Origin of the sequence: Brachybacterium paraconglomeratum, from assembly GCF_003994255.1 — a bacterium.
GTDB lineage: Bacteria > Actinomycetota > Actinomycetes > Actinomycetales > Dermabacteraceae > Brachybacterium > Brachybacterium conglomeratum.
The window spans coordinates 30,307-52,076 of record NZ_ML133852.1 but is presented as its reverse complement, the minus strand read 5'-3'; the positions used below and the strand labels follow the sequence as shown (position 1 = coordinate 52,076).

The window sequence follows — 21,770 nt, the reverse complement described above, 5'->3', positions numbered from 1 at the left end:
AGGGACCCACCTGCTCATGGACACCATGCTCGACCCCACGGTCCTGCAGACCCTCTGGTTCGCGCTGATCGGCTTCTTCTTCCTGGGCTACTTCGTGCTCGAGGGCTTCGACTTCGGCGTGCAGATGAACGTGGCCGCCTTCTGGCGCCGCGGCCCCGGCACCCGCGGCACGATCCTGCGCACGATCGGCCCCGTCTGGGACGGCAACGAGGTGTGGGTGATCACCGGCGGCGCGCTGCTCTTCGCGGCCTTCCCCGAGTGGTACGCCACCCTGTTCTCGGGCTTCTACCTCGCCCTGCTGCTCCTGCTGCTGGTGCTGATCGTGCGGGTGTGCGCCTTCAAGTGGCGCGAGAAGCACGAGGACGACCGCTGGCGCACCTCCTGGGACGTGGTGCACGTGATCGGCGGCTTCGCACCGGCCCTGCTGTGGGGCGTGGCCTTCTCGAACATCGTCGCCGGCGTCGCGATCGACCAGAACCACTGGGTGACCACCTCGCTGCTGGGTCTGCTGAACCCCTTCGCGCTGCTGGGCGGGCTCGTGTTCGTGCTGCTGTTCTGGCTGCACGGCACCCTGTACCTGACCCTGAAGATCGAGGGCCCGCTGCGCCAGGACGCCCACCGCCTCGCGAGCCGGCTCGTGTGGCCGACGATCGTGGCCGGCGCCGCCTACCTGCTGTGGTTCCAGCTCGCGCACTCGAACACGCCGTGGACCCTGATCCCGCTCGCGATCGCGGCGGCGGCGCTGGTCGCGGTGGTGCCGCTGGGCCGTGCCCGTCGTGAGGGCCTCGCCTTCGGAGCGACCACCACCGCGATCGCCGCGGCGACGATCACCCTGTTCGGCGGCCTGTTCCCGTACGTCATGCCGGCCTCGAACGACCCGGCGAACTCGCTCACCGTCGCGAACGCCTCCTCGACCGAGCACACGCTGACGGTGATGCTGATCGCCCTCGCGATCCTGCTGCCGATCGTCATCGCGTACACGATCTGGACCTACCGGGTCTTCCGCCATCGGATCACCGACGAGGACTCCCCCGCCCCCGGCGAGGGCCTCGTCGAGAAGGCGCGGGCGGGCTACCGGGAAGCGTTCGGCCAGGAGTGAGCACCCCCACGCGCGTGCGGCGAGCACCTCTGGACCCCCGACTGGTCCGGGAGGTGCGCGCCGCGCGCGCCCATGTCGCGCGGACCGTGGTCCTCGGGCTCGTCCAGGCCGCGTCCGTGATCGTCACGGCGCTGGTGATCGCGCACCTCGGCGCGCGGCTGCTCGTCGAGCGGGACGTCCCCGCGGACGCCCCGGGGATGCTCGCCCTGCTGGTCCTCGCGCTCGCCGTGCGGGCGGGGGCGGTGCTGGTCGAGGAGGCGACCGCGCACCGCGCCGCGACCGCCGCGATCAGCGACCTGCGCGCCCGGGTCCTCGCCCACGCCGCCCGGCTCGGCCCGCGGGCCGGGGCCGGCCGCGGCGCGGACGTGACGGCGCTGGCGACGACGGGGCTGGAGAAGCTGCGCCCCTATCTGGTGGGCTACGTCCCCCAGCTGATGCTCTCGGCGACGGTCACCCCGCTGTGCCTGCTGACGATCGCGCTGCTCGATCCGCTCAGCGCCGTGATCGCCCTGGTCACCCTACCGCTCGTGCCGCTGTTCATGATCCTGGTGGGGAAGATGACCGTGGGCCGCTCCGAGAGGCTGCTGGCGGACATGCGCTCCCTGTGGTCCCAGCTGCTGGACCTCGTCGAGGGCCTGCCCACCCTGCGCGCCCTCGGCCGCGAGCGCGGCCCGGAGCGGGTGGTGGAGACCCTCGGCGACCGTCACCGCTCCTCCGCCATGGGCTCGCTGAAGTTCGCCTTCCTCTCCTCGATGGTGCTCGAGCTGCTCGCGACCCTGTGCGTGGCGCTGGTCGCCGTCTCGATCGGCATGCGGCTCGTCTACGGGGAGATGGACCTCGCCCCGGCGCTCGCGGTGCTGGTCCTCGCCCCCGAGGTGTACCAGCCGCTGCGCAATGTCGGCTCCCAGTACCACTCCTCCACCGACGGCCTCGCCGCGGTCGGCGCGGCCTTCGAGGTGCTCGACGAGCACGCCCCGGCCGACGGGACCCGCCCCTCCCCCGACCTCGCCGGCGCGACCCTCGCCCTGCGCGGCGTGAGCGTCGCCTCGCGCGACGGGCTCGCCCCGCACGCGGCCGAGCTCGAGGTCCACCCCGGCCGCATCACCGCGCTGACCGGCCCCTCCGGAGCCGGGAAGACCACCGCCGTGCAGGTGCTGCTGGGCCTGCTGGAGTCCGAGCAGGGCCGCGCCGAGGTGATCGCCGCCGACGGCACCGTGACCGACGTGCGCGAGCTGGAGCGCCGCAGCCTCTGGGACCAGATCGCGCTGCTCCCCCAGCGGCCCGTGCTCCCGCCCGGCACCCTGCGCGAGGTCCTCGCCGGCGCCCGCCCGGACGCGGACGACGACGAGCTCAGGGCCGCCGCGGCCGCCGTCGGCCTCGACGCCGTCATCGCGCACCGCGGCCTCGACGCGGACCTGGGCCGCCGCGGGCAGGGACTCTCCCTCGGCGAGCGGCAGCGCCTGGCGCTGGCCCGCGCCCTGCTCTCCCCCGCCCCGCTGGTCGTGCTCGACGAGCCGACCGCCCATCTCGACGGCGCCGCCGAGCAGATCGTGCTGGACCTGCTGGGCGAGCTGCGCGCCCAGGGCCGCACCGTGCTCGTCGTCGCCCACCGCTCCCGCCTCGTCGAGGCGGCCGACGACATCGTCTCCGTCGACTCGCGAGCGGAGGTCTCCGCATGACCGCCCAGGCCGCCCCGCTGCGCCGCGCCGAGCGCGCCCTCGCGATCCCGCCCGCGCGGCTCCTCGCCGCGGTCCTCGCCGCGGTCGCGACCCTCGGCTCCGCCTTCGCGCTCGCCGCGGTCTCCGCCTATCTCGTCACGCGCGCCTGGACCATGCCGCCGGTGCTCGACCTGACCGTCGCCGTGGTGATGGTGCGCGCCCTCGGCGTCTCCCGCGGCGTGTTCCGCTGGCTGGAGCGGATGCTCACCCACGACGTGGCGCTGCGGGGCGTGGTCTCGCTGCGCACCTCGCTGTTCACGGCGCTCGCCTCCCGCACCGACGACGCCCTGACGCGGCTGCGGCGCGGCGAGCTGCTCTCCCGGCTGGGCGATGACGCGCAGGAGCTCGGCGACCACGTCATCAAGGCGATCGTGCCCGCCCTGGTCGCGGCCGTGATGCTCGTCGTGGTGCTGGCGACCTTCGCACCGCTGTCCCTGCCCGCGACGGCCGCGATGGCGGCCTCGCTGCTGCTGGCGGCGGTGGCCGCGCCGTACTTCGCGCACCGCGCCGCCGCGCTCACTGAGCAGGCCCTGCTCACCACCCGCGGCGACGTCACCTCCCACTCCCTGGAGATCCTCGACGACGCGACCTCGCTGCGGGTCGACGGCCGGCTCGACGGGGCCCTCGCCCGCCTCGCCGCCGCGCAGTCCGCGCACGACGCCGCGATCGACCGGGCCGCCCGCCCCGCCGCGTTCGCGGCCGCCGCGGTGCCCGCGAGCATGGTCCTCGCGGTGACCGGATCACTGCTGGCCGCGGGCGCCGCCTGGACCGCCGGGGACCTCTCCGCCGGGCAGATCGGGATCCTGCTCCTGCTGCCCCTGTCCTCCTTCGAGGCGGCGACCGCCCTGCCCGCCGCGGCGACCCAGCACGCCCGCTCCCGCGCCGCCGCGGAGCGCCTCGACGCGCTGATCGGCGAGGGCGGCGGGGGCGACGGCTCCGCCCCGGTCCCCGCCGAGCGTCCCGCCACGGCGAGCCTGACCGCCCGCGACCTCACGGCCGGCTGGTCCCCCGACGCGCCGTGCGTCCGCGGCCTGGACCTCGACCTCGCCCCCGGCTCCCGCCTCGCGGTCGTCGGCCCCTCCGGCAGCGGGAAGTCGACACTGCTGGCGACCCTCGCCGGGCTCCTCGCCCCGCTGGGCGGCGAGGTCTCGAGCGATGCCGCCTCGCTCCGCGAGGCGGTGACGATGTTCGCCGAGGACGGGCACGTCTTCGCGACCACGCTGCGGGAGAACCTGCGCGTGGTGCGCAGGGACCTCTCCGACGACGAGGCCCTCGCGGCGCTCGCCGCCGTCGGCCTCGACGACTGGCTCGCGACCCTCCCCCATGGGCTCGAGACGATGCTCGGCCCCGACGGGACCACGGTCTCCGGCGGCGAGCGGCGCCGCCTGCTGCTGGCCCGCGCCGTGGTGCGTCGCGGACCGGTGCTGCTGCTGGACGAGCCGACCGAGCACCTGGACACCGCCCGCGGCGACGCCCTGCTCGCGGCGCTGCTCACCCCGGGCGACGAGTCCCTCGTCCCGGCCTCGTCCACGGTCGTCGTCGTCACCCATCGCCCCGAGGCGGTCCCCGCCGACACGCCCGTCCTCAGGATCGGAGAGCCCCGATGAGAGACCGCCCCCGCATCCAGGACCTCGCCGGCGCCGTCCTCGCCGGCGGGGAGACCGAGGACCTCCTGGACCTGATGCTCCGCTCGGCCCGCACCGATCTCCGCGCCCGCAGCGCCGTGCTCGTGATGCCCCTGGACCGCGAGGCGTGGGCGATCGAGATGGTCGACGGGCCCGACGCCCCCTCCCTGCTCGGCGAGCAGGTGCCCTCCGCGCATCCGATCGGGGTGGCGCTCGAGCACGCCGACGCCGATGCGCTCGAGCGGATCGAGACCTTCGCCGTCGGCGCGGAGAGCTGCCGCGCGATGCTCGCCGTGATCGATGCGGCCGAGCACGGCACCGGGCTGCTCGGGGTGCTGCGCCCGGAGGGCTCTGAGGAGTTCAGCGCCGCGGACCGGGAGCGGCTCGACGCGCTCGCGGGGCTCGTCGGCCTCACCCTGCGCGTCCCGACCCTGCAGGCCGACTCCGAGATCGACGACGAGCGCGGACGGATCGCGCGCGATCTGCACGATCTCGCGATCCAGGAGCTGTTCGCGGTGGGCATGGAGCTCGAAGGGCTGGTGGACTCCCTCGGCTCCCCGGACGTGACCCCGTCGAAGGCGCGGATCCGCTCCTCGGTCGCGGTCTCCGTGCAGGGGGTCGAGAACGCGGTCGCGCAGATCCGGCTGATCGTGCAGTCCCTGCGCCGGGAGCGGGCGGAGGCGACGCTCACCGAGCAGCTGCGCCGCGAGGTGGGGCTCGCGACCGCCGGCCTCGGGTTCGTGCCCTCGCTGCGCCTGCCCCCGCATCCCGCGGAGATGGACGCTGAGCTGCCGCCGGAGATCGCCGACGACGTGGTCGCGGTGGTGCGGGAGTGCCTCGCCAACGCCGCCCGTCACGCGCATGCCACCGCGGTCGCGGTCTCCGTGAGCGTGTTCTCCGAGGGCGTGGACCGGGTGGTGCAGGTGAACGTCTCGGACAACGGCCGCGGGATCGACCCGACGGTGCGGCGCCGCTCGGGGCTCGCGAACATGTCCTCGCGGGCCCGGCGCCATTCGGGCTGGGTGGACGCGATCACCCTCGAGCCGGGCACGATGATCTCGTGGCGGGTGACGCTGCCGGTGGCGTGACGCCTACTGCGTCTTCCATCCCGCCCGGCGGCGGGCCGCGACCATCGCCGCGACCTGGGTGCGTCGCTGCATGCCGAGGGTCTGCAGGATGACGGTGACGCGGTTCTTCACCGTCTTCTCCGCGATGCCGAGGGCGCCCGCGATCTCGCGGTTGGAGTGCCCGTCGCCGATCAGCTCGACGATCCGCTGATCGGACTCGGACAGGTCCGGACCGTCCTCGACGCGATCGGCGGGCCAGACGGGGCGACCGGCGTGCACGGCCTGGATCGCCTCGACGATCTCCTGGGAGCGGGCGGACTTCAGCATCAGGCCCGCGGCGCCCGCGGCGCGCGACTCGCGCAGCGCCGCGTCGTCGTCGAAGCTGGTCAGCACCAGCATCCTCTGCTCGGGGTCGAGCTCGCGAGCGACCTTCATGACGTCGATGCCGGTGCCGTCGGGCAGCTGGAGGTCGACCAGCAGCACCTGGGGGCGGATGGCGGGGAGGCGCCGGGTCGCCTCGGCGACGGAGGACGCCTCGCCGATCACGGTGAGGGCGGGGCTCGCGTCGATCGCGGTGACGATGCCGCGGCGGACCACCTCGTGGTCGTCGACGAGCATCACGCGGATCGGGCCGTCCTGCTGGGTCGCTGTCACGTGGCGTCCTTCCTCATCTCGGCGGGCACGTCGAAATCTATCGCACCGGGGACGACGCGGGTCTCAGCGTCTCCGCTGGCACCTCGGGCAGAAGTGCGAGGAGCGGTTCGCGTGCATCACGCGCCGCATCACGGTGCCGCAGCGCGGGCACGGCTCGCCCTCCTTGCCGTACGCGTTCAAGCTCCGGGCGAAGTACCCGCTGCGCCCGTCGACGTTCACGTACAGCGCGTCGAAGCTCGTCCCTCCCACCTCGAGCGCCCGCTCCATCACGTCGCGGGCGGCGCGCAGCAGCGCCGGCGCCTGACGGGGGCCGAGAGCCGCGCCCGGGGTGTCGTACCGGATCCGCGCCGCCCACAGCGCCTCGTCGGCGTAGATGTTCCCGATCCCGGAGACGATCTCCTGGTTCAGCAGCAGCGACTTCACGGCGCTGCGCCGGGAGCGCAGCGCCCGGGCGATCCCGGACAGGTCCGCGGCCGGATCAAGCAGGTCGCGCGCGATGTGCGAGGCGTCCTCCGGCAGCAGGGCGTCGGGGCTGCCCACGCCGGCGAGGACCCCGCCCTCCGCCTCGAGGAGCGGACTCGTCCACAGCCCGCCGAAGATCCGCTGGTCGACGAAGTCGAGCCGCGCCCCGTCGTCCAGGTGCAGGCTGACGCGGCGGTGCCGCATCGGGTCGGAGGCCGGGCCCTCGGACAGCTCCACCGACGGCTCGGTCGTCGCGCCGGGCGTGCTCATCCGCAGCTGCCCGCTCATGCCGAGGTGCGCCATCAGCGCCTCCCCGGCCTCGGCCCCGCCCGGCTCCGCGAGGCGCCACCACAGGAACTTTCCGCGCCGCACCACGGCGGTGAGCCGGGAGCCGACGAGGGCCGCGCGCAGGCGGTCCTCTCCCCCGGCCTGGCGGCGCAGGGAGCGGGGCTCGAGCACCTCGAGCGCGGTGATGGTGCGGCCGACGGTGCGGGGCTCGAGGCCGCGCCGCACCACCTCGACCTCGGGCAGCTCGGGCATCGGGTCAGCCCCTGGGGATGAGGGACTCGCCGCGCTCGGCGAGGACGCCCCGCACCGCGTTCTGGGCGGCGGCGAGCTCGGCGTCCTTCTTCGAGGCGCCGTCGCCGCGGGCGGTGACGACCCCCTCGACGGTGACGGTCGCGGTGAAGGTCTTCTGGTGCTCGAGGCCCGACTCCGTGAGCGCGTAGACCACGTCCTTGCCCTCCGCGGCGGCGATCTCCTGCAGGCGGGACTTGAAGTCGTAGCCCGCCTCGAGGAACTCGTCGGAGTCGAGCATCGGGCTGAGCAGGTCCAGCACGAAGCGGCGCGAGACGTCCTGGCCGAGCGCGAGGTGGACCGCGCCGATCACGGCCTCGGTGGTGTCGGCGAGGATCGAGGCCTTGGCACGGCCGCCGGTGAGGTCCTCCCCGCGGCCCAGGCGCACGTAGGCGCCGAGGTCGAGGCGGGAGGCGATCACGGCGAGCGCCCGGGTCGAGACGGTCGCGGCGCGGCGCCGGGCCAGGTCGCCCTCGGGCAGCGTGGGGTGGGCGGCGTAGAGGTGCTCGGTGACGGCGAGCTGCAGCACGGCATCGCCGAGGAACTCGAGCCGCTCGTTGTGCGGGAGGCCGTCGTGCTCGTAGGAGTAGGAGCGGTGCGTGAGCGCGAGATCGAGCAGCCCGGAGTCCGTGAGGTCCGCGGCCTGCCCGGCGTCCAGCGGCAGCGTGTCCAGCAGGCCCTGCGGGGCGGCGGCCTCGGCGGCGCGGCGCCTGCGCGCCATCAGGCCTTCCCGTCCTGCGCGTCGTCGTCCTTCGGGTCCTCGTCGAACAGGCCCTTCAGCGCGGCGAAGCGCTCGTCGATGACCTCGTGGTGGTGGTCGGGGTCGTCCTCCATGCGGAAGCCGCACTGGGCGCACAGGCCCGGGCAGTCCTCGCGGCACAGGGGTCGCTCGTCGGCCTCCATCGCGAGGGCGTCGCGCACCACGGGGCCGAGGCGCACCTCGTCGTCGACGAGCAGGACGGAGTCCTCGCGCTCCTCGGCCTTGACCTTCTCGGGGTAGAGGAACAGCTCGTCGAAGCGGGTGGCGATGTCCTGGTCGACGGGGTCGAGGCAGCGCGAGCACTCGCCCTCGAGGTGGGCGGTGACGGTGCCGTGGGCGTAGATGCCCTCGACCACGGATTCGAGCTCGAGCTCGATCGCGATGGGGTCGCCCTCGGCGACCTGCATGGCGAGGCCGCCGGCCTCGCGGGCCGGGGCGGGGACGGTGTGCTCGACGCGGCGGTGCGTGCCGGTGCGGCCGACGAGGTCGACGGCGTCGAAGCGCAGGGCGTCGTCGAGCGGCGAGGTGGGGGTGGCGTCGGTGGTCATCTGCTCAGCGTAGGTCAGAGGCGGTGCGGAGCGCCTCCAGCGAGGCGGCGGGGAGCATGTCGGAGACGTCACCGCCGAGGGCGTGCACCTCGCGGACGAGGGAGGAGGAGATGTGGGCGAGGGACTGGTCGGTGAGGAGGAAGACGGTGTCGGTCCCGGCGAGGTGGTGGTTCATCCGCGCCATCGGCTCCTCGTAGGAGAGGTCGAGCTGGGAGCGCAGCCCGCGCACGACGGCGCCCGCTCCGACCTCGCGGCAGAAGTCGACGAGCAGGCCGCGGGGCAGGGTCCGCACCTCGGTCTGCTCGGCGAGGCCCTCGTCGGCGAGAGCGGCGCGGATCGCTCCGGTGCGCTGCTCGAGGTCCAGCAGCCCCTTCTTGGAGGGGTTGTGGGAGACGGCGACGATCACGTGGTGGCCGAGGGCCGTCGCGCGCCGTGTGAGGTCGAGGTGGCCCAGGGTGAAGGGGTCGAAGGAGCCGGGCAGGACGACGGTGGTCATGGCGTTCACTCTAGTGCGGGCGGGGAACGGCTCAGCCCAGCGTGAAGCGCACCTCGTGGCGGCCGTCGTCGTGGATCTCGCCGATCTCGAGGGTGCCGGTGGTGCCGGCGAGGTCGCCGGTGCCGGAGCCGGGGACGATCACGTACTGCAGGGCAGGCGCGCCGCCCGTCATGGTGCCGAGCTGCTGGAGAGCGAGGGTGCCGGTGCGTCCGCCGAGGCTGCCCTCGAAGAGCTCGCTGGCGATGTAGCCGGCGCTGCCGGTCTCGGGGTCGCCGGCGGTGAGCATGGTGCCGCGGGAGGTGCCCTCGGCCTCGCCGGTCCAGGTCTTGGTCAGGGAGAAGCGGTCGGCGGCGCCGTCGATCGGGGCGCCCGGGGCCATCTGCACGGTGAAGGAGGCGGTGTGGCTGGTCATGGCTCCAGTATGTCGCCGCCGGCGCGGCGGGCGTAGGACGAAGGCGTCATGCCCGTCACCGCGCGGACGTCGCGGATGAAGTGGGACTGATCGAACCAGCCGAGGTCGTGGGCGAGGTCCGGGAGGGGGCGGGAGTCGCCGCGGTCGATCGCGGCGATCGCGTCCTGCACGCGGGCGCGCAGCAGGATCCGCTTGGGGCCGACGCCGAGGTGGTGGCGGAAGAGGCGCTGGAGGGTGCGAGCAGAGCGGGCGGTGCGCCGCTCGAGCTCCGCGACGGAGGTGACTGCCGGGTCGGCCAGGACGTCCAGCACCTCGCGGAGATCCTCGAAGCCCGGGGCGTCGGCCGGCTCCAGCGCGCACAGCCAGTCGTCGAGCAGCGGCGCCGCCTCGGTCGCGGTCGCCGCGCCGCCTGCGCCGACGCTCCCCGGCATCCCCGCCCCGAACCACTCCGCGGCCGGGAGCGACCGATCCCGCGCCGCCGCCGGCTCGCCGCGCGTGAACGCCCGCGTGCCGCCGAGCCGGAAGCGGATGCCGACCACTCCCCCGGCGCCGGTCTGGGCGACGTCGAAGCGGCCCCGGGTGACGGGGCCCGTGACCCAGGTGCCGCCGCCGTCGGCCCCCGCGCGCCGGACGCCGCCCCATTCGCGGGTCAGGTGGATCGCGGGCTCGTCGAGGGTCGCGGCGCGGTGGACCTCTCCGGGTTCGAGGTCCCAGCTCACGGACCAGTAGCGGTCCACCCAGCGGCGCAGGGCCGGGGCGGGCAGGGCGTGGTCGTAGCGGGCACGGCGCAGGAACTCCTCGGGACGCAGCACATGGCCGTACATGTGCGGGTGGGATCGCGCGTCGGCCGGTCCCGTCGCGTTCGTCCTATCGCCATCCGACGCCATGGGGCAGTGTGGCAGGCATGACGACGACGCACTCTGACTCCGCCCCCGACCGCTCGCAGGCCGCCGTCGCGCGCCTGGCGATGATCACCCTCGATGCGCTCGAGACCGAGCCGCTGGCGCGGTTCTGGTCGGAGGTGCTCGGCTGGCCGATCGTGCACCTCGAGAAGGAGTACGCGATGCTCGCCGGCCCTTCGCATGCGCTCGGCATCGGCGCGGTGCCGGACCATCGGCCGCCGTCCTGGCCGGACAGCGGCGCGAAGCAGTACCACTTCGATCTCGCGGTCGAGGACCTGGAGGCCGCGGCGGCGCGCTGCGTGGAGCTCGGTGCGGAGCGGGTGGAGGAGCAACCGGGGTCGACGTGGATCGTGCTGCGCGATCCGGCGGGGCACCCGTTCTGCCTGACCGACGCCGCGAACTGGGGCTGAGCGGTCAGCGCACCTCGCTCGCGAGCTGGGCGTAGCTCATCCCGTCGAGCCAGCGTCCGCTGCGGTGGAGGGACTCCTCGCGGAAGGTTCCCTCGAGGCGCATGCCGATCTTCTCCATGACGCGGCGGGAGGCGAGGTTCTCGGCGAAGCAGGATGCCTCGACGCGGCGCACGCCGAGCCCGTCCACGGCGACGTCGCGCAGCGCGGCGGCGAAGGCGGTGCCGAGTCCGCGGCCCTGCACGGCCGGGTCGAGCACCCAGCCGATCTCGGCCTGCTGGCCGGCGGCCTGCTCGCGCATGTCGGCCTGGGACCAGGCATCCTGCCGTTCGATCTTCCCGGCGGCGACGATCCGGCCGTCCTGGAGGCCGACGACGCAGGTGTCGAGGGTGCGGTCCCACCACTCCTGATGGTCGGCGAGGGTGGGGCTGAGGGTGGTGGTCCACTCCTGCACCTCGGGCAGGCGGTACCAGGGCCACACCGCCTCGGCGTCCTCGCTGCGGCCGCGCCGGAGGGTGAGCAGGTCGGTGTGCAGCGGCCAGCCGAGCTCGTCGAGGGTGGACGGCCGGACCAGCGGTGTCAGAAGGGCGGTGGGCCGCAGCCGTCGCGGGGGTCGAGGCCGGGCGGACCGGGGTCGTCGGCGTCGCCGGCGTCGGGCCGGGACCAGTACTCCAGGAGGTGCTCGCCCCAGCGCTGCTCCTCGATCGCGTCGAGTCGCTCCTGCGGCGATTCGTCGAGCGCGCCGCTGTGCAGGATCGCCTCGAACTCGAGATCGGCCTCGTACTGCTCCCAGGCGCGGCGGAGCTGCTGGCCGAGCTCGCGGGTGACGAGGTCGCCGTCGGGCCTGGAGTCGCAGACGGCGAGCTCGCCGATCCTCCACCGGGTCACGCCGGTGGTCTCGTCCCGGACCGGGTCGAGGAGGCCCGCGGTCTTCATGCGGTGGTGGCGGCGGCAGAGGCGGTGCAGGTTCTCGATCGTGGTGGGGCCGCCGCGGGCGGGGTGCTCGAGGTCGAACTCCTCGATGTGGTCGCTCTCGCCGACGGTCATGACGTTGCAGTCGCAGCCGGGGACGGCGCAGACGGGGTCGATGAGGCGCAGGTTCTCGGCCATCGCGCGGCTGACCCGGTAGGTCCTCGAGGCGGCGGGGGCGTAGCCGCCCCTGGCCGGGTCGGCGAGGACGCGTTCGAAGGCCGGCGCCTTCGCGGCGAGCTCGCGGGCCATGCGCGCGGGGATCGGGATCGTGCCGTCGAGCGTCGCGGGCGCATGCGAGCGTCCCAGCAGGGTCAGCACGGGCACGACGACGGAGATGCGGAAGGCGGGCTCGGGCACCTCGATGCCGCCGGTCGCGAGCGGGGAGCGGGTCATCACCGCGTAGCGCAGCGCGGGAAGCGGCATGGGCCGGCCCTCGCGGGCGACGTCGCCGTCGAGGTCGAAGGGGATCGGCGCTCCGGTCTCGAGCGCCTGGCGCTGAGCGTCCTGGACGGCGCGGGCGGCGGAGTCGAGACGGCGGCCGAGCGCGAGGAGCTCGGGGATCGGGCCGACGACGGTGAGGCAGCCGGTGCCGTCGCCGTCCGGGGAGGGGGTGAGGTGGACGGCGCGCTGCTCGCGGGGCGTCTCCTGCAAGGCGGCGCGGCCGAACCAGTCGATCAGCAGACGCAGCTCGCGGTAGAAGCGCTCGACGTCGATCGCGTCGAGCTGCCAGGCTGCGACCCGTTCGTCGACCTGGCGACGCTGGTGGAAGGTCAGGCGCAGCACGCTGCGCAGCAGCCACTCGAACCAGTCCACCGGCAGCTCCCCGGCGCCGACACGGGCGAAGCAGGCGGGCAGGTCGGTGACGGCGACGTGCGCGTCGCGCAGCCGCACCTCGCCCCGGCCGAGCTTCGTGCGCAGGCCCGCTGCGGCGGCGAGGGCGTGCAGGGCCTTGTCGTCGTCCTCGTCCTCCTCGGTCCAGAGGGAGGCGAGGTCCTGCATCTCGGCGACGTAGAAGGCGGCCTGCTGCTCGCGGCGCCGGCGGTAGATGCGCAGCACCGTCTCTGCCTCGGCGGTGCGGGGTGCGACGTCGGCGCGCTCGACGAGGGACTGCGGTGTCAAGGGCCGGCGGGCCCGCACGGGGCGACGCGGCGGCTCGCCCGGGCGGACGGAGGCGGCAGGGATGGAGGCAACAGGGTCGTCGGGGCGGGCAGATGCGGGGCGGGCAGATGCGGGGCGCGGCGGCACATCGAGGCGTGGCTCGTCTCCCATCGCTCTTCCTCCCCCGCGTCTTGATGAGCGTTCTTCGTCGACCGCTCCGTGCTCCTCATTCTACGACTGATATCCGACATTCTCCAGAGGCGCCGCCATCTCGCCCGAATTTGTGGATAACCGGGACGTGGGGAGGAAACATTGCGCGGAAATGCACAGCCATTCCACATCGTGTGGATACTCGTGGGTCACCTGCACAGGTCGCGGCTCGTCGTGCGTGACGCGCGAACACCAGGCGCACAACCAGGAGCCAGCCTCACGACATCTCACACGCCCCACCAGGAACATTCTTGACCGTCGTCGTAATACACAAATGCGCGACGAACGCAAGGCGTGGTCCTGAATTGTGGATGGAGCTCTGCCGGACTGAGGGTTGCGGGCAGATCGATGTGGACAGAGTGCAGGTGCGCCTCGAGGCGCGGCCGACGAGAGCCGAGGCGACTGCGGGCATGATGCGGGGCCGCGGGAGACGCGAGCGTCGCGATCCCGACGGGGCGGCGGTCAGTCCGCGGCGGGAGCGCCGTCCGCCGCGGGCTCGTCCTCGTCGCCCGCACTCTCGTCCTCGACCAGCGGCCCTCCGAACTGCAGCACGGTCTCGCCGTAGGACTTCGTGCCGTCGCCGGCCCAGCCGTCGGGCCACTCGAGGGGGCGGCTGCGGGAGGAGCGCTCGAGGACGACCAGGGCATCGTCGGTGAGCGCGGGGCGGAGCGTCACGAGGAGCTGCTCGAGCTCCTCGGTGGAGACGTCGTAGGGCGGGTCGAGGAAGACGAGGGTCGCGCCGTGGCCGGCGAGGCCCGCGGCGACGGCGCGGGCCTTCCCGGCGCGCACGTCCACCTGGGCGGCGAGGCCGAGGTCCGCGGCGGTGCGGCGCAGCTGGCGGGCCGTCGGCCCGTGGACCTCGACGAGGACCGCGTGGGCGGCGCCGCGGGAGAGGGACTCGAGGGCGAGCGCGCCGGTGCCGGCGTACAGATCGAGCACCCGAGCGCCCGCGAGCGCGCCCCAGCCGTCGAGGCGGCTGAACAGGGCCTCGCGCACGCGGTCCGAGGTGGGGCGGGTGCCCTTCCCGGGCGGGCCGGGGATGGTGCGACCTCCGAGAGCGCCGGAGATGATCCGCGGCATGTCAGCTCCTCTCCACGTCGGGGTCGGCATCGCGCAGTCGCGCGGCGACGGCGGCGGCCAGTTCGGGGTGGCCGTCGAGCTCGGGGTCCTCGGCGACGAGGGAGAAGGCGTCCTCGCGGGCGGCCTCGATCCAGCGGGCGTCGCGCAGCACGTCCAGGTGCTTCAGGGTGCGCTGCAGTCCGGACTGCTCCTCCCCCACCAGGTCGCCGGCGCCGCGGCGGCGCAAGTCGAGCTCGGCCAGCGCGAAGCCGTCGGGCGCTTCGGCGATCGCGCGCAGATGCCGCGAGTGCACCTCGTCCACGACCGCGCTGGTGTCGAAGAAGGCGAGGCCGGGATGCTCGCCGCGGCCCACCCGGCCGCGCAGCTGGTGCAGCTGGGAGACGCCGAAGCGCTCCGCGTCCAGCACGATCATCACCGAGGCGTTGGGGATGTCGACCCCGACCTCGATCACGGTGGTGGAGACGAGCAGGTCCAGCTCGCCGCGCACCATCTGCTCCATGACCTGCTGCTTCTCCTCGCCGCTGAGCCGGCCGTGGAGCACGCCGATGCGGGCGCCGGCGAGCTCGGGGCGGGAGGCGAGTCGCTCGGCGACCTGGACGACGCCGCGGGCGGGGTCGAGGGCGGGGGTCTTCTCCTTTCCGTTCTCGTCGAGGACGGGCTGCGCGGGGGTGTCGTCGGCCTCGTCCTCGTCGATCCGGGCGCAGACGACGAAGACCTGGCGGCCCGCGCGGATCTCCTCGCCGGCGCGCTGCCACATGCGCTGCTCCCAGGCGGGGAGCTTCTCGTGGACCACGAAGCTCTCGACGCCGGCGCGGCGGCCGGGGCTCTCGGCGAGGGTGAGCACGTCCAGGTCGCCGACGGTCGCGAGCGCCGCGGTGCGCGGGATCGGGGTCGCGGTCATGACCACGACATGCGGACTCATGCCCTGCGGGCCCTTGGCGCGCAGCCGCCGACGGTGATCGACGCCGAAGCGGTGCTGCTCGTCGATGACGACGAGGCCGAGGGAGGCGAACTCGACGCCCTCGGTGAGCAGGGCGTGGGTGCCGACCACGATCCCCGCCTGGCCGGAGGTCACGTCGAGCAGGGTCTCGCGGCGGGCGGAGGTGCGCTGGGAGCCGGTCAGCAGGCGCACCCGGGTCGCCTCGGGCGGGGCATCGAGCTGGCCGGCGCGGCCGAGCTCGCCGAGGAGCTCGAGCACGGTGCGGTGGTGCTGCTCGGCGAGCACCTCGGTGGGGGCGAGCATCACCGCCTGATGGCCGGAGTCGACGGCGCGGAGCATGGCGCGCAGGGCGATGACCGTCTTGCCGGAGCCGACGTCGCCCTGGAGGAGGGCGCTGGTGGGGTGGCCGTTGCCGATGCGCTCGGCGAGCAGGTCACCGATCTTGCGCTGGCCGTCGGTGAGGGAGAAGGGCAGACGCTCGTCGAAGAGCTGCTGGAGCGGGCCCTCGGCGCGCAGCTGCGGGGCGGGCGTGCGCTCGTCCTGGGCGCGGCGCTGGGCGAAGATCGCCTGGAGGACGAAGGCCTCCTCGAAGCGGAGGTGAGCCATGCCGCGGCGGGTGTCGTCCATGGTCAGCGGGGTGTGGACGAGACGGGCGGCCTCGGCGAGGTCGGGCAGGCCCCGCCGGCGCAGGATCTCCGCGGGGACGGCGCTGGTGGCGGAGCCGGCGAACTCGAGGCCCTTCTCCATCGCGGAGCGCATCGTCGCGAGCGAGATGTTCTGCTTCAGAGGGTAGACGGGGCGGGGGCGCTGCGCCCAGGCGCGGCCCTCCTCCGTGTCCTCGACGGTCTCGAAGTCGGGATGGGTGAGCTGGAGGCCGCCGCGGTAGTCGTCCCGGCCCACCGCGCCGTGCACGCCGATGGTGGCGCCGACAGGGAGGCGCTTCGCGTACCACTCGACGTGGTGCTGCTTGGGCAGGAAGAAGGTCAGCGGCAGCTCGTCGGAGCCGTCGGAGACGGTGGCCTCGACGATGAAGCCGTAGCGGGACCTCATCTGCCGCGAGCGGAACGACTCGACCTGCACGATGGCGCTGACCTCCTGCCCCTCGGAGATCTCGCGCAGGGAGCGCAGCGGGGCGGGCTCGACGTAGCGGCGCGGGACGAAGCGGAGCATGGCGTCGAGATCGCGCACGCCGAAGGAGGCCATCGCCTTGGACTCCTTGGAGACCAGCAGCTCCGTCAGCGGCATGGAGCCGCGCGTGGCGGAGGTCCTCCTGGCCATCGTGGCGACCCCTTCCGTCCCGGTAGAGTGCTGGTGCGGTGCCCATCGTGCCATTGCCCTGCGACATCGTGAGGGACTCCACAGGACTGTGGACGGGCCCTCCTCTTCAGACGCCGGGGCATCTGGGCTATGATTCCGTGGTTGCCCTGACCGCCGGGGGCTCGCACCTCCGTGCTCACCCAGGTCACCGACCCCGCCGTTCCGGCGCGGGGGCTGGAGCGGGCACCGCGATCAGAACATCGACGTACCAGGAGACGACAGTGGCTGCTTCCACGTGTGACATCTGCGCCAAGAGCCCGCGCTTCGGCAAGGCCGTGTCCCACTCGCACCGCCGCACCTCGCGTCGCTGGAACCCGAACATCCAGTCGGTCCGCACTGTGATCAACGGCACCAGCAAGCGCGTGAACGTGTGCACCTCCTGCCTCAAGGCAGGCAAGGTCAGCACGCTCGGTGCCTGAGCGAGACCGCAAGGACTCAATTCCACGAGAGCCCCCACCCGATCGGGTGGGGGCTCTCGTGCGTCCGGGGGCGGGGTGAGGACCGCTCAGCGCACGACGCCGGAGACCTGGGCGAGCAGGGCGGCGCAGCGCTCCTCCTCCCCGGTGCGGTGGACGCCCGACGCGCCGGCCCACCATTCGGAGTGGTCGTGGGCGAAGGCGTGGGGGGGAGTCGGCGGTGTGGTCCACGGCGTCGCCTCAGGGCACGTCGCGCAGCTGCGCGGTGAGAGCGTTCGGGATCTCGACCAGATGCACAGGGTCGACCGCCTCGCGGCGCAGGGGCGCGAGGAGCGGGGCGGTGTGCGGGTCGGTGGGGTGGTTGTCGAGGTCGAGAGTCGCCACGCCCGCGGCTCGGAGGTCCTCGAGCCAGGCCGCGAGGCAGAGGGCGACATCGCCGCGGGCGTGCGGGGAGGCGGCGTCGACTGCTTCGAGGGAGCCTTCCCGGACTGGGCCGACGGGCTCGTCGTAGAGATCGGCGAGGGCGGTGATCCGGCCGTCGCGGAGCACGGCCCAGGAGTGCTCGTGCACGGCACCCTCGTAGAACTCCTCGCCGACGACGGGACGGATCGTCTCGCGCGGCGCGGTGGGCGACCAGCTGGCGTGCTGCCAGGTGTAGCGATCCACGAGGGCGTCGATCAGCTGGTCGCGCGGCAGGCCGGTCCAGGGGATGACGCGGACGGCGCCGTCGCGCCCCTCCCGCGCCTCAGCGCACCAGCGAGCGGTGCGCTCCGCGGCGAGCTCGAGGCGCAGGAGCGGGACCTCGAGGTAGGTCACCGCGCCGAGAGAGCGCAGGAAGAGTTCCCGCTCGAAGCCGGGCACGACCTTGTCCCTCAGTGGATTATCGCTGTAACTTCCAAGTTCCTGCATCAGCGCTGTGCCGTGACCGCAGCGCCGGTGCCCCTCCGCGATCTCGATCTCGACGAGATCACGGAGAGGATGCGCCGGGTTCGGGCCGACGCGGCCCACGCCGACCAGCTCGCCGCCGGCCTCCAGCACCAGGGCACGGAAGCCCTCCCTCCACCGGTCCGGCTTCAGCCAGCTGAAGCGGTGGCCGTCGCGGGTGACGTCGGCCTCGGTGGCGGGACGGAACCGCCGCGCCGGATCGCTCACTCGGCGGTCGCGCCCGCGAAGGTGGCGGTGTCGATGACGGCGCGGAAGCGGACGTCGCCGGCGACCACGCGCTCGTAGGTCGCGTCGGCCTCGTCGACCGAGATCGTCTCGATCTTCGCGGCGATGCCGTGCTCGGCGCAGAAGTCGAGCATCTCCTGGGTCTCGGCGATGCCGCCGATGTTGGAGCCGGCGAGCACCTTGCCGCCGCCGATCAGCGAGCCGAAGCTCAGCGCCTGCTTCTCCGGCGGGAGGCCGACGACGGCCATGACGCCGCGCGGGGCGAGCAGGCGCAGGTAGCGGTCCACGGGGATGTCAGCGCTGATCGTGTTGAGGATCAGGTCGAACCCGCCGCGGTGGTCACGGAAGAAGTTCTCGTCGGAGGTCGCCAGGACCCGCGTCGCGCCGAGGGCGAGGGCGTCCTCCTCCTTGCGCAGGGTGCGGGTGAGGACGGTGACCTCGGCACCCATGGCGGCGGCGATCTGCACGCCCATGTGGCCGAGCCCGCCGAGGCCGAGGACGGCGACGCGCTTGGCGCGGCCGGAGACCTGCTCGCCGGCGCCCCAGCGGCGCAGCGGGGAGTAGGTGGTGATGCCGGCGCACAGCAGCGGGGCGGCCTGGTCGAAGGGGATCTCGTCCGGGATCCTCAGCACGAAGCGCTCGTTGACGACGACCTTCTCCGCGTAGCCGCCCTGGGTGATCGTGCCGTCGACGTCGGTCGCGTTGTAGGTGCCGACGTTGCCGTTCAGGCAGTTCTGCTCCTGGTCGGCGAGACACTCCTCGCAGGTCCCGCAGGAGTCCACCATGCAGCCCACGCCCACGCGGTCCCCGACCTTCCAGTCGGTGACGTCGCTGCCGACGGCGGCGACGGTGCCGGCGATCTCGTGGCCGACGGTGAGCGGGAAGTGCGCCTCGCCCCACTCGTTGCGGATGGTGTGGATGTCGCTGTGGCAGATGCCGGCGGCCTCGATGTCGATGACCACGTCGTCCGGACGGGGGTCGCGGCGCTCGATCGTGGTGACGCGGAACGGCTGGTCCGGGCCGGTCTTCTGCAGGGCCTTGACGGTGATCGGCATGGTGGTGGTGCTCCTCCGTGGCGTGCGGGTCGGGCGCGGTCGCGCCGCCGATCAGCCTAGTCCGGGCGGGGCGCGGCGTGCTCAGGCGAAGTGGTCGAAGCCCTCGCCGGGGATCGGGGTGCCGTCGAGGGTCACGACCGGTCCGTCCCCCGCCTCGTGGAGCCGGCCGATGGGGCGGAAGCCGGTCGGCACCTCGTCCGGGGCGAAGGCGGCGAGCATCGCGTGCTCCTCGGCGCCGTGGAGGACCCAGGCCCAGGGGTCCTCGCCGAGCTCCTCGGCGAGGGCGGCGAGGGTCTCGACGTCCGGGGCGAGGGCGGCGCGGTCGAGGTCGATCCGCACCCGCGAGGCGGCGGCGAGGCGGCCGCCGTCGCGGACCAGCCCGTCGGAGAGATCCATCATGGCGTGCGCGGTGCGGCCGGCACTCCAGCCGAGGGACAGGTCGACCTCGGGGGCGTCGTGGTGGCGGACGAGATCGGCGGCGTCGGGGGTGGTGATGCCCTCCAGCGAGATCGAGCCGGCGGCGTCGACGTGGACCTTCCCGCCGAGGACCAGGGCGAGGCCCGCGGCGGAGCGGCCCAGGCGCACCGTGCCGATCGTGAGCACGTCGCCGGGGCGGGCGCCGGAGCGCAGCACGGGCGCGTCGCCGGGCGCCATCGCGCCCATCGCGGTGACGGCGAGGGTGAGGCGGTCGGCGCGGCCCAGGTCGCCGCCGACGATCACCGCGCCGTCGGCCGCGGCGCGCTCGGCGAGGCCGGCGCTGAGCTCCTCGAAGACGGACGGGTCCGTCCCGGCCGGCGCGGAGAGCGCGACGACGAGAGCGAGCGGACGGGCACCCATCGCGGCGACGTCGGCGAGGTTCTGCACCGCGGCCTTCCGTCCGATCCAGCGCGGGAGCGTCGCGCCCGGCAGGAAGTCGTGCCCCTCGACCAGCGCATCGGTGGTGACCACGAGACGGTCCGAGGGCAGGCGCACCACCGCGGCGTCGTCGCCCGGACCGACCTCGACCTGCTCGCCCGTGGGGAGCTGCGGGAGCACGGCGGCGAGGATCGAGGCCTCGGAGAGGCCGGGGCGGGGCTGCGCGGTCATCGCACCAGTCTGCCCGATCCCGCTTCCCAGATCGCACCGGTACCCTCGGTGCGTGCTTCCTCGACGTGACGCCGCCCTCTCCCTCACCGCGCTGCTCGCCCTCGGCCTCGCCGCCTGCGGCACCGTGCAGGTGCCCGCCGGGGAGGCCGCCACGGACCCGGTGTGCGCCGACATCGTGCTCGCCGCCCCGCCGCAGGTGCTCGGCATGGACCGGGTGGAGACCTCGAGCCAGGGCACCGCCGCCTGGGGCAGCGGGGAGGACACGGTGGTGATGCGCTGCGGCGTGACCCCGCCCGGGCCGACCACCGACCAGTGCGCCACCCTCGCCGACGAGAACGAGATCGAGGTCGACTGGGTCGTGAAGGAGATCGAGGGCGACACCTTCCTGTACACGACCTACGGCCGCGAGCCCGCGATCGACGTGTCCGTGCCGCGCTCGGCGGCACCGGACCAGCCCTCCGCCGCCGCGCTCGACCTCACCCAGGTGATCACCCGGAACATCGAGGCGACCTCCCGCTGCATCGGCCCCGGGGACGAGGACTACGAGGGCTGAGCGGCCTCCGCGCCGGCCGAGGCTCAGCGCTGGCCGAGGCGGCGCGAGGCGGCCTGGTCCACGAGGTCCGCGATCAGCTCGGCGTAGCTCAGCCCCATCGACTCCCACAGCACCGGGAACATCGAGTACGGGGTGAAGCCCGGCATGGTATTGACCTCGTTCACGATCACGCGGTGATCGGCGGTGACGAACATGTCGACCCGGGCGAGGCCCTCGAGGCCGAGCGCCCCGAAGGCGCGCCGGGCGATCTCGCGGGCCTCCTCGAGCACCCCATCGGGCAGACCCGCGGGCACGTCGATGCTCACGGTGCCCTTGCCGAAGTACTTCGCCTCGTAGTCGTAGAAATCGAGGTCGGCGCCGACCTTCACCTCGCCGGGCAGAGTGGTGCGGGGCTCGCCGCCGTCGCGCGCGGCGAGCACGCCGCACTCGATCTCGCGGGCGACGACCCCCTCCTCGATGAGGACCTTGGGGTCCTCTCGGAAGGCGGCCTTCATCGCGTGCTCCAGCTGCGCGGCCTCCTCGACGCGGCTGACGCCGAGGCTGGAGCCGGCACGGGCCGGCTTGACGAACCAGGGTCGCGGATGATGCTGCTCGAGGTGGGCGAGGACGCGGCCGGCGCCGTCGGCCCAGCGGTCCTCGTGCACGACGATGCCGGGGGCGCACTCGATGCCGGCCGCACGCAGCGCGACCTTCGTCGCGGCCTTGTCCATCGCGGTGGCCGAGGCGAGGACGCCGGAGCCGACGTAGGGGATGTCGAGCATCTCGAGCATGCCCTGGACGGTGCCGTCCTCGCCGTAGGGCCCGTGCAGCAGCGGCCAGACGACGTCGATCTCGGCGAGCGGCTCGACGCGCCCCTCGCGCAGCACGCGCAGCGCGGTCCGCTCTCCCGCGCGGTGGCAGGAGGAGGGCAGCAGCACCTCGTCGCCGTCGGCGGCGACCTCGGGCGCCCGGCCGCCGACCATCGTCCAGTCCGAGGGGTCGTCGGAGACGTGGACCCAGCGGCCCTCGGGGGTGATGCCGATCGCGACGACGTCGAAGCGGGTGCGGTCGATCGCGGCGAGGATGCCGCCGGCGGTGATGCACGAGATGCCGTGCTCGCCGCTGCGGCCGCCGAACAGGAGGGCGACGGTGGTGCTCATGGGGTCGA

Annotated in this window: 22 protein-coding genes; 7 read left to right on the top strand and 15 right to left on the bottom strand. The window is 73.9% G+C overall.

The window, feature by feature from the left end; genetic code table 11:
- The first annotated feature begins 16 nt into the window (after window positions 1-16).
- The 4 genes from cydB to DS079_RS04330 are packed head-to-tail and all read left to right on the top strand — an operon-like array spanning window position 17 to window position 5,530.
- Window positions 17-1,099, top strand: a complete 1,083-nt coding sequence (cydB, locus tag DS079_RS04345; protein WP_206516134.1) for a cytochrome d ubiquinol oxidase subunit II — start codon at window positions 17-19, stop codon at window positions 1,097-1,099.
- Entirely contained in the window at window positions 1,096-2,778 is a 1,683-nt protein-coding gene (gene cydD, locus DS079_RS04340) for a thiol reductant ABC exporter subunit CydD (RefSeq protein ID WP_241237543.1), read from the top strand. The genes cydB and cydD overlap by 4 nt, the downstream gene beginning before the upstream one ends.
- Entirely contained in the window at window positions 2,775-4,424 is a 1,650-nt protein-coding gene (gene cydC / locus DS079_RS04335; protein WP_126985198.1) for a thiol reductant ABC exporter subunit CydC, read from the top strand. The genes cydD and cydC overlap by 4 nt, the downstream gene beginning before the upstream one ends.
- Window positions 4,421-5,530 (top strand): sensor histidine kinase, encoded by a 1,110-nt coding sequence (locus DS079_RS04330; protein ID WP_126985196.1) that lies wholly within the window; start codon window positions 4,421-4,423, stop codon window positions 5,528-5,530. Before cydC ends, DS079_RS04330 begins: the two co-directional genes overlap by 4 nt.
- Window positions 5,531-5,533: 3 nt before the next feature.
- On the opposite strand, the gene DS079_RS04325 is transcribed toward DS079_RS04330, so the two are convergent.
- The 7 genes from DS079_RS04325 to DS079_RS04295 all read right to left on the bottom strand — a co-directional run bounded on the left by DS079_RS04325 (window position 5,534) and on the right by DS079_RS04295 (window position 10,241).
- Window positions 5,534-6,163, bottom strand: a complete 630-nt coding sequence (locus DS079_RS04325) for a response regulator transcription factor (protein ID WP_126985194.1) — start codon at window positions 6,161-6,163, stop codon at window positions 5,534-5,536.
- 63 nt (window positions 6,164-6,226) lie between these two features.
- Window positions 6,227-7,165: a bifunctional DNA-formamidopyrimidine glycosylase/DNA-(apurinic or apyrimidinic site) lyase gene (gene mutM, locus DS079_RS04320; RefSeq protein WP_126985192.1), complete on the bottom strand. Its 939-nt coding sequence runs from the start codon at window positions 7,163-7,165 to the stop codon at window positions 6,227-6,229.
- Window positions 7,166-7,169: 4 nt separating this feature from the next.
- A complete protein-coding gene (gene rnc / locus DS079_RS04315) occupies window positions 7,170-7,922 on the bottom strand; it encodes a ribonuclease III (protein ID WP_010552233.1) in 753 nt (250 codons plus the stop codon).
- Window positions 7,922-8,509 carry a YceD family protein gene (locus tag DS079_RS04310; protein ID WP_126985190.1) on the bottom strand — a complete coding sequence of 196 codons (588 nt, stop codon included), beginning with the start codon at window positions 8,507-8,509 and terminating at the stop codon, window positions 7,922-7,924. Before DS079_RS04310 ends, rnc begins: the two co-directional genes overlap by 1 nt.
- A 4-nt stretch (window positions 8,510-8,513) precedes the next feature.
- A complete protein-coding gene (coaD, locus tag DS079_RS04305) occupies window positions 8,514-9,005 on the bottom strand; it encodes a pantetheine-phosphate adenylyltransferase (RefSeq protein ID WP_126985188.1) in 492 nt (163 codons plus the stop codon).
- Between the two features lie 31 nt (window positions 9,006-9,036).
- Window positions 9,037-9,417, bottom strand: coding sequence for a DUF3224 domain-containing protein (locus DS079_RS04300; RefSeq protein WP_010552236.1), 381 nt, complete (start codon window positions 9,415-9,417; stop codon window positions 9,037-9,039).
- On the bottom strand, window positions 9,414-10,241 hold the full coding sequence (locus DS079_RS04295; protein WP_126985186.1) for an AraC family transcriptional regulator: 828 nt from the start codon (window positions 10,239-10,241) through the stop codon (window positions 9,414-9,416). Before DS079_RS04295 ends, DS079_RS04300 begins: the two co-directional genes overlap by 4 nt.
- An 80-nt stretch (window positions 10,242-10,321) precedes the next feature.
- Between DS079_RS04295 and DS079_RS04290 the strand changes: the two genes are divergently transcribed.
- Window positions 10,322-10,729, top strand: coding sequence for a VOC family protein (locus DS079_RS04290; protein WP_126985184.1), 408 nt, complete (start codon window positions 10,322-10,324; stop codon window positions 10,727-10,729).
- Between the two features lie 4 nt (window positions 10,730-10,733).
- Here DS079_RS04290 and DS079_RS04285 read toward each other — a convergent pair whose 3' ends face one another.
- The 4 genes from DS079_RS04285 to DS079_RS04270 all read right to left on the bottom strand — a co-directional run bounded on the left by DS079_RS04285 (window position 10,734) and on the right by DS079_RS04270 (window position 16,304).
- Window positions 10,734-11,249, bottom strand: coding sequence for a GNAT family N-acetyltransferase (locus DS079_RS04285; protein WP_271190680.1), 516 nt, complete (start codon window positions 11,247-11,249; stop codon window positions 10,734-10,736).
- Window positions 11,250-11,305: 56 nt separating this feature from the next.
- The gene (locus DS079_RS04280) at window positions 11,306-12,817 is read right to left on the bottom strand and encodes an HNH endonuclease signature motif containing protein (protein ID WP_126985182.1); all 1,512 of its coding nucleotides are present in this window, start codon (window positions 12,815-12,817) and stop codon (window positions 11,306-11,308) included.
- Window positions 12,818-13,468: 651 nt separating this feature from the next.
- Window positions 13,469-14,086 (bottom strand): 16S rRNA (guanine(966)-N(2))-methyltransferase RsmD, encoded by a 618-nt coding sequence (rsmD, locus tag DS079_RS04275; RefSeq protein ID WP_241237541.1) that lies wholly within the window; start codon window positions 14,084-14,086, stop codon window positions 13,469-13,471.
- Between the two features lies 1 nt (window position 14,087).
- Window positions 14,088-16,304: an ATP-dependent DNA helicase RecG gene (locus tag DS079_RS04270; RefSeq protein WP_126985178.1), complete on the bottom strand. Its 2,217-nt coding sequence runs from the start codon at window positions 16,302-16,304 to the stop codon at window positions 14,088-14,090.
- Between the two features lie 260 nt (window positions 16,305-16,564).
- Between DS079_RS04270 and rpmB the strand changes: the two genes are divergently transcribed.
- Window positions 16,565-16,762, top strand: a complete 198-nt coding sequence (gene rpmB, locus DS079_RS04265; RefSeq protein ID WP_082358657.1) for a 50S ribosomal protein L28 — start codon at window positions 16,565-16,567, stop codon at window positions 16,760-16,762.
- A gap of 237 nt (window positions 16,763-16,999) precedes the next feature.
- On the opposite strand, the gene DS079_RS04260 is transcribed toward rpmB, so the two are convergent.
- The 3 genes from DS079_RS04260 to thiL form a co-directional block, all read right to left on the bottom strand.
- Window positions 17,000-17,911 carry a GNAT family N-acetyltransferase gene (locus DS079_RS04260; RefSeq protein WP_126985177.1) on the bottom strand — a complete coding sequence of 304 codons (912 nt, stop codon included), beginning with the start codon at window positions 17,909-17,911 and terminating at the stop codon, window positions 17,000-17,002.
- Window positions 17,908-18,984, bottom strand: coding sequence for an NAD(P)-dependent alcohol dehydrogenase (locus DS079_RS04255; RefSeq protein WP_126985175.1), 1,077 nt, complete (start codon window positions 18,982-18,984; stop codon window positions 17,908-17,910). The genes DS079_RS04260 and DS079_RS04255 overlap by 4 nt, the downstream gene beginning before the upstream one ends.
- A gap of 81 nt (window positions 18,985-19,065) precedes the next feature.
- On the bottom strand, window positions 19,066-20,070 hold the full coding sequence (gene thiL, locus DS079_RS04250) for a thiamine-phosphate kinase (RefSeq protein ID WP_126985174.1): 1,005 nt from the start codon (window positions 20,068-20,070) through the stop codon (window positions 19,066-19,068).
- A gap of 52 nt (window positions 20,071-20,122) precedes the next feature.
- Between thiL and DS079_RS04245 the strand changes: the two genes are divergently transcribed.
- On the top strand, window positions 20,123-20,623 hold the full coding sequence (locus tag DS079_RS04245) for a DUF3515 family protein (RefSeq protein ID WP_126985172.1): 501 nt from the start codon (window positions 20,123-20,125) through the stop codon (window positions 20,621-20,623).
- Window positions 20,624-20,646: 23 nt separating this feature from the next.
- Here the strand turns inward: DS079_RS04245 and DS079_RS04240 are convergent, their stop codons facing one another.
- Entirely contained in the window at window positions 20,647-21,762 is a 1,116-nt protein-coding gene (locus tag DS079_RS04240) for a D-alanine--D-alanine ligase family protein (protein WP_126985170.1), read from the bottom strand.
- Window positions 21,763-21,770: the final 8 nt, after the last annotated feature.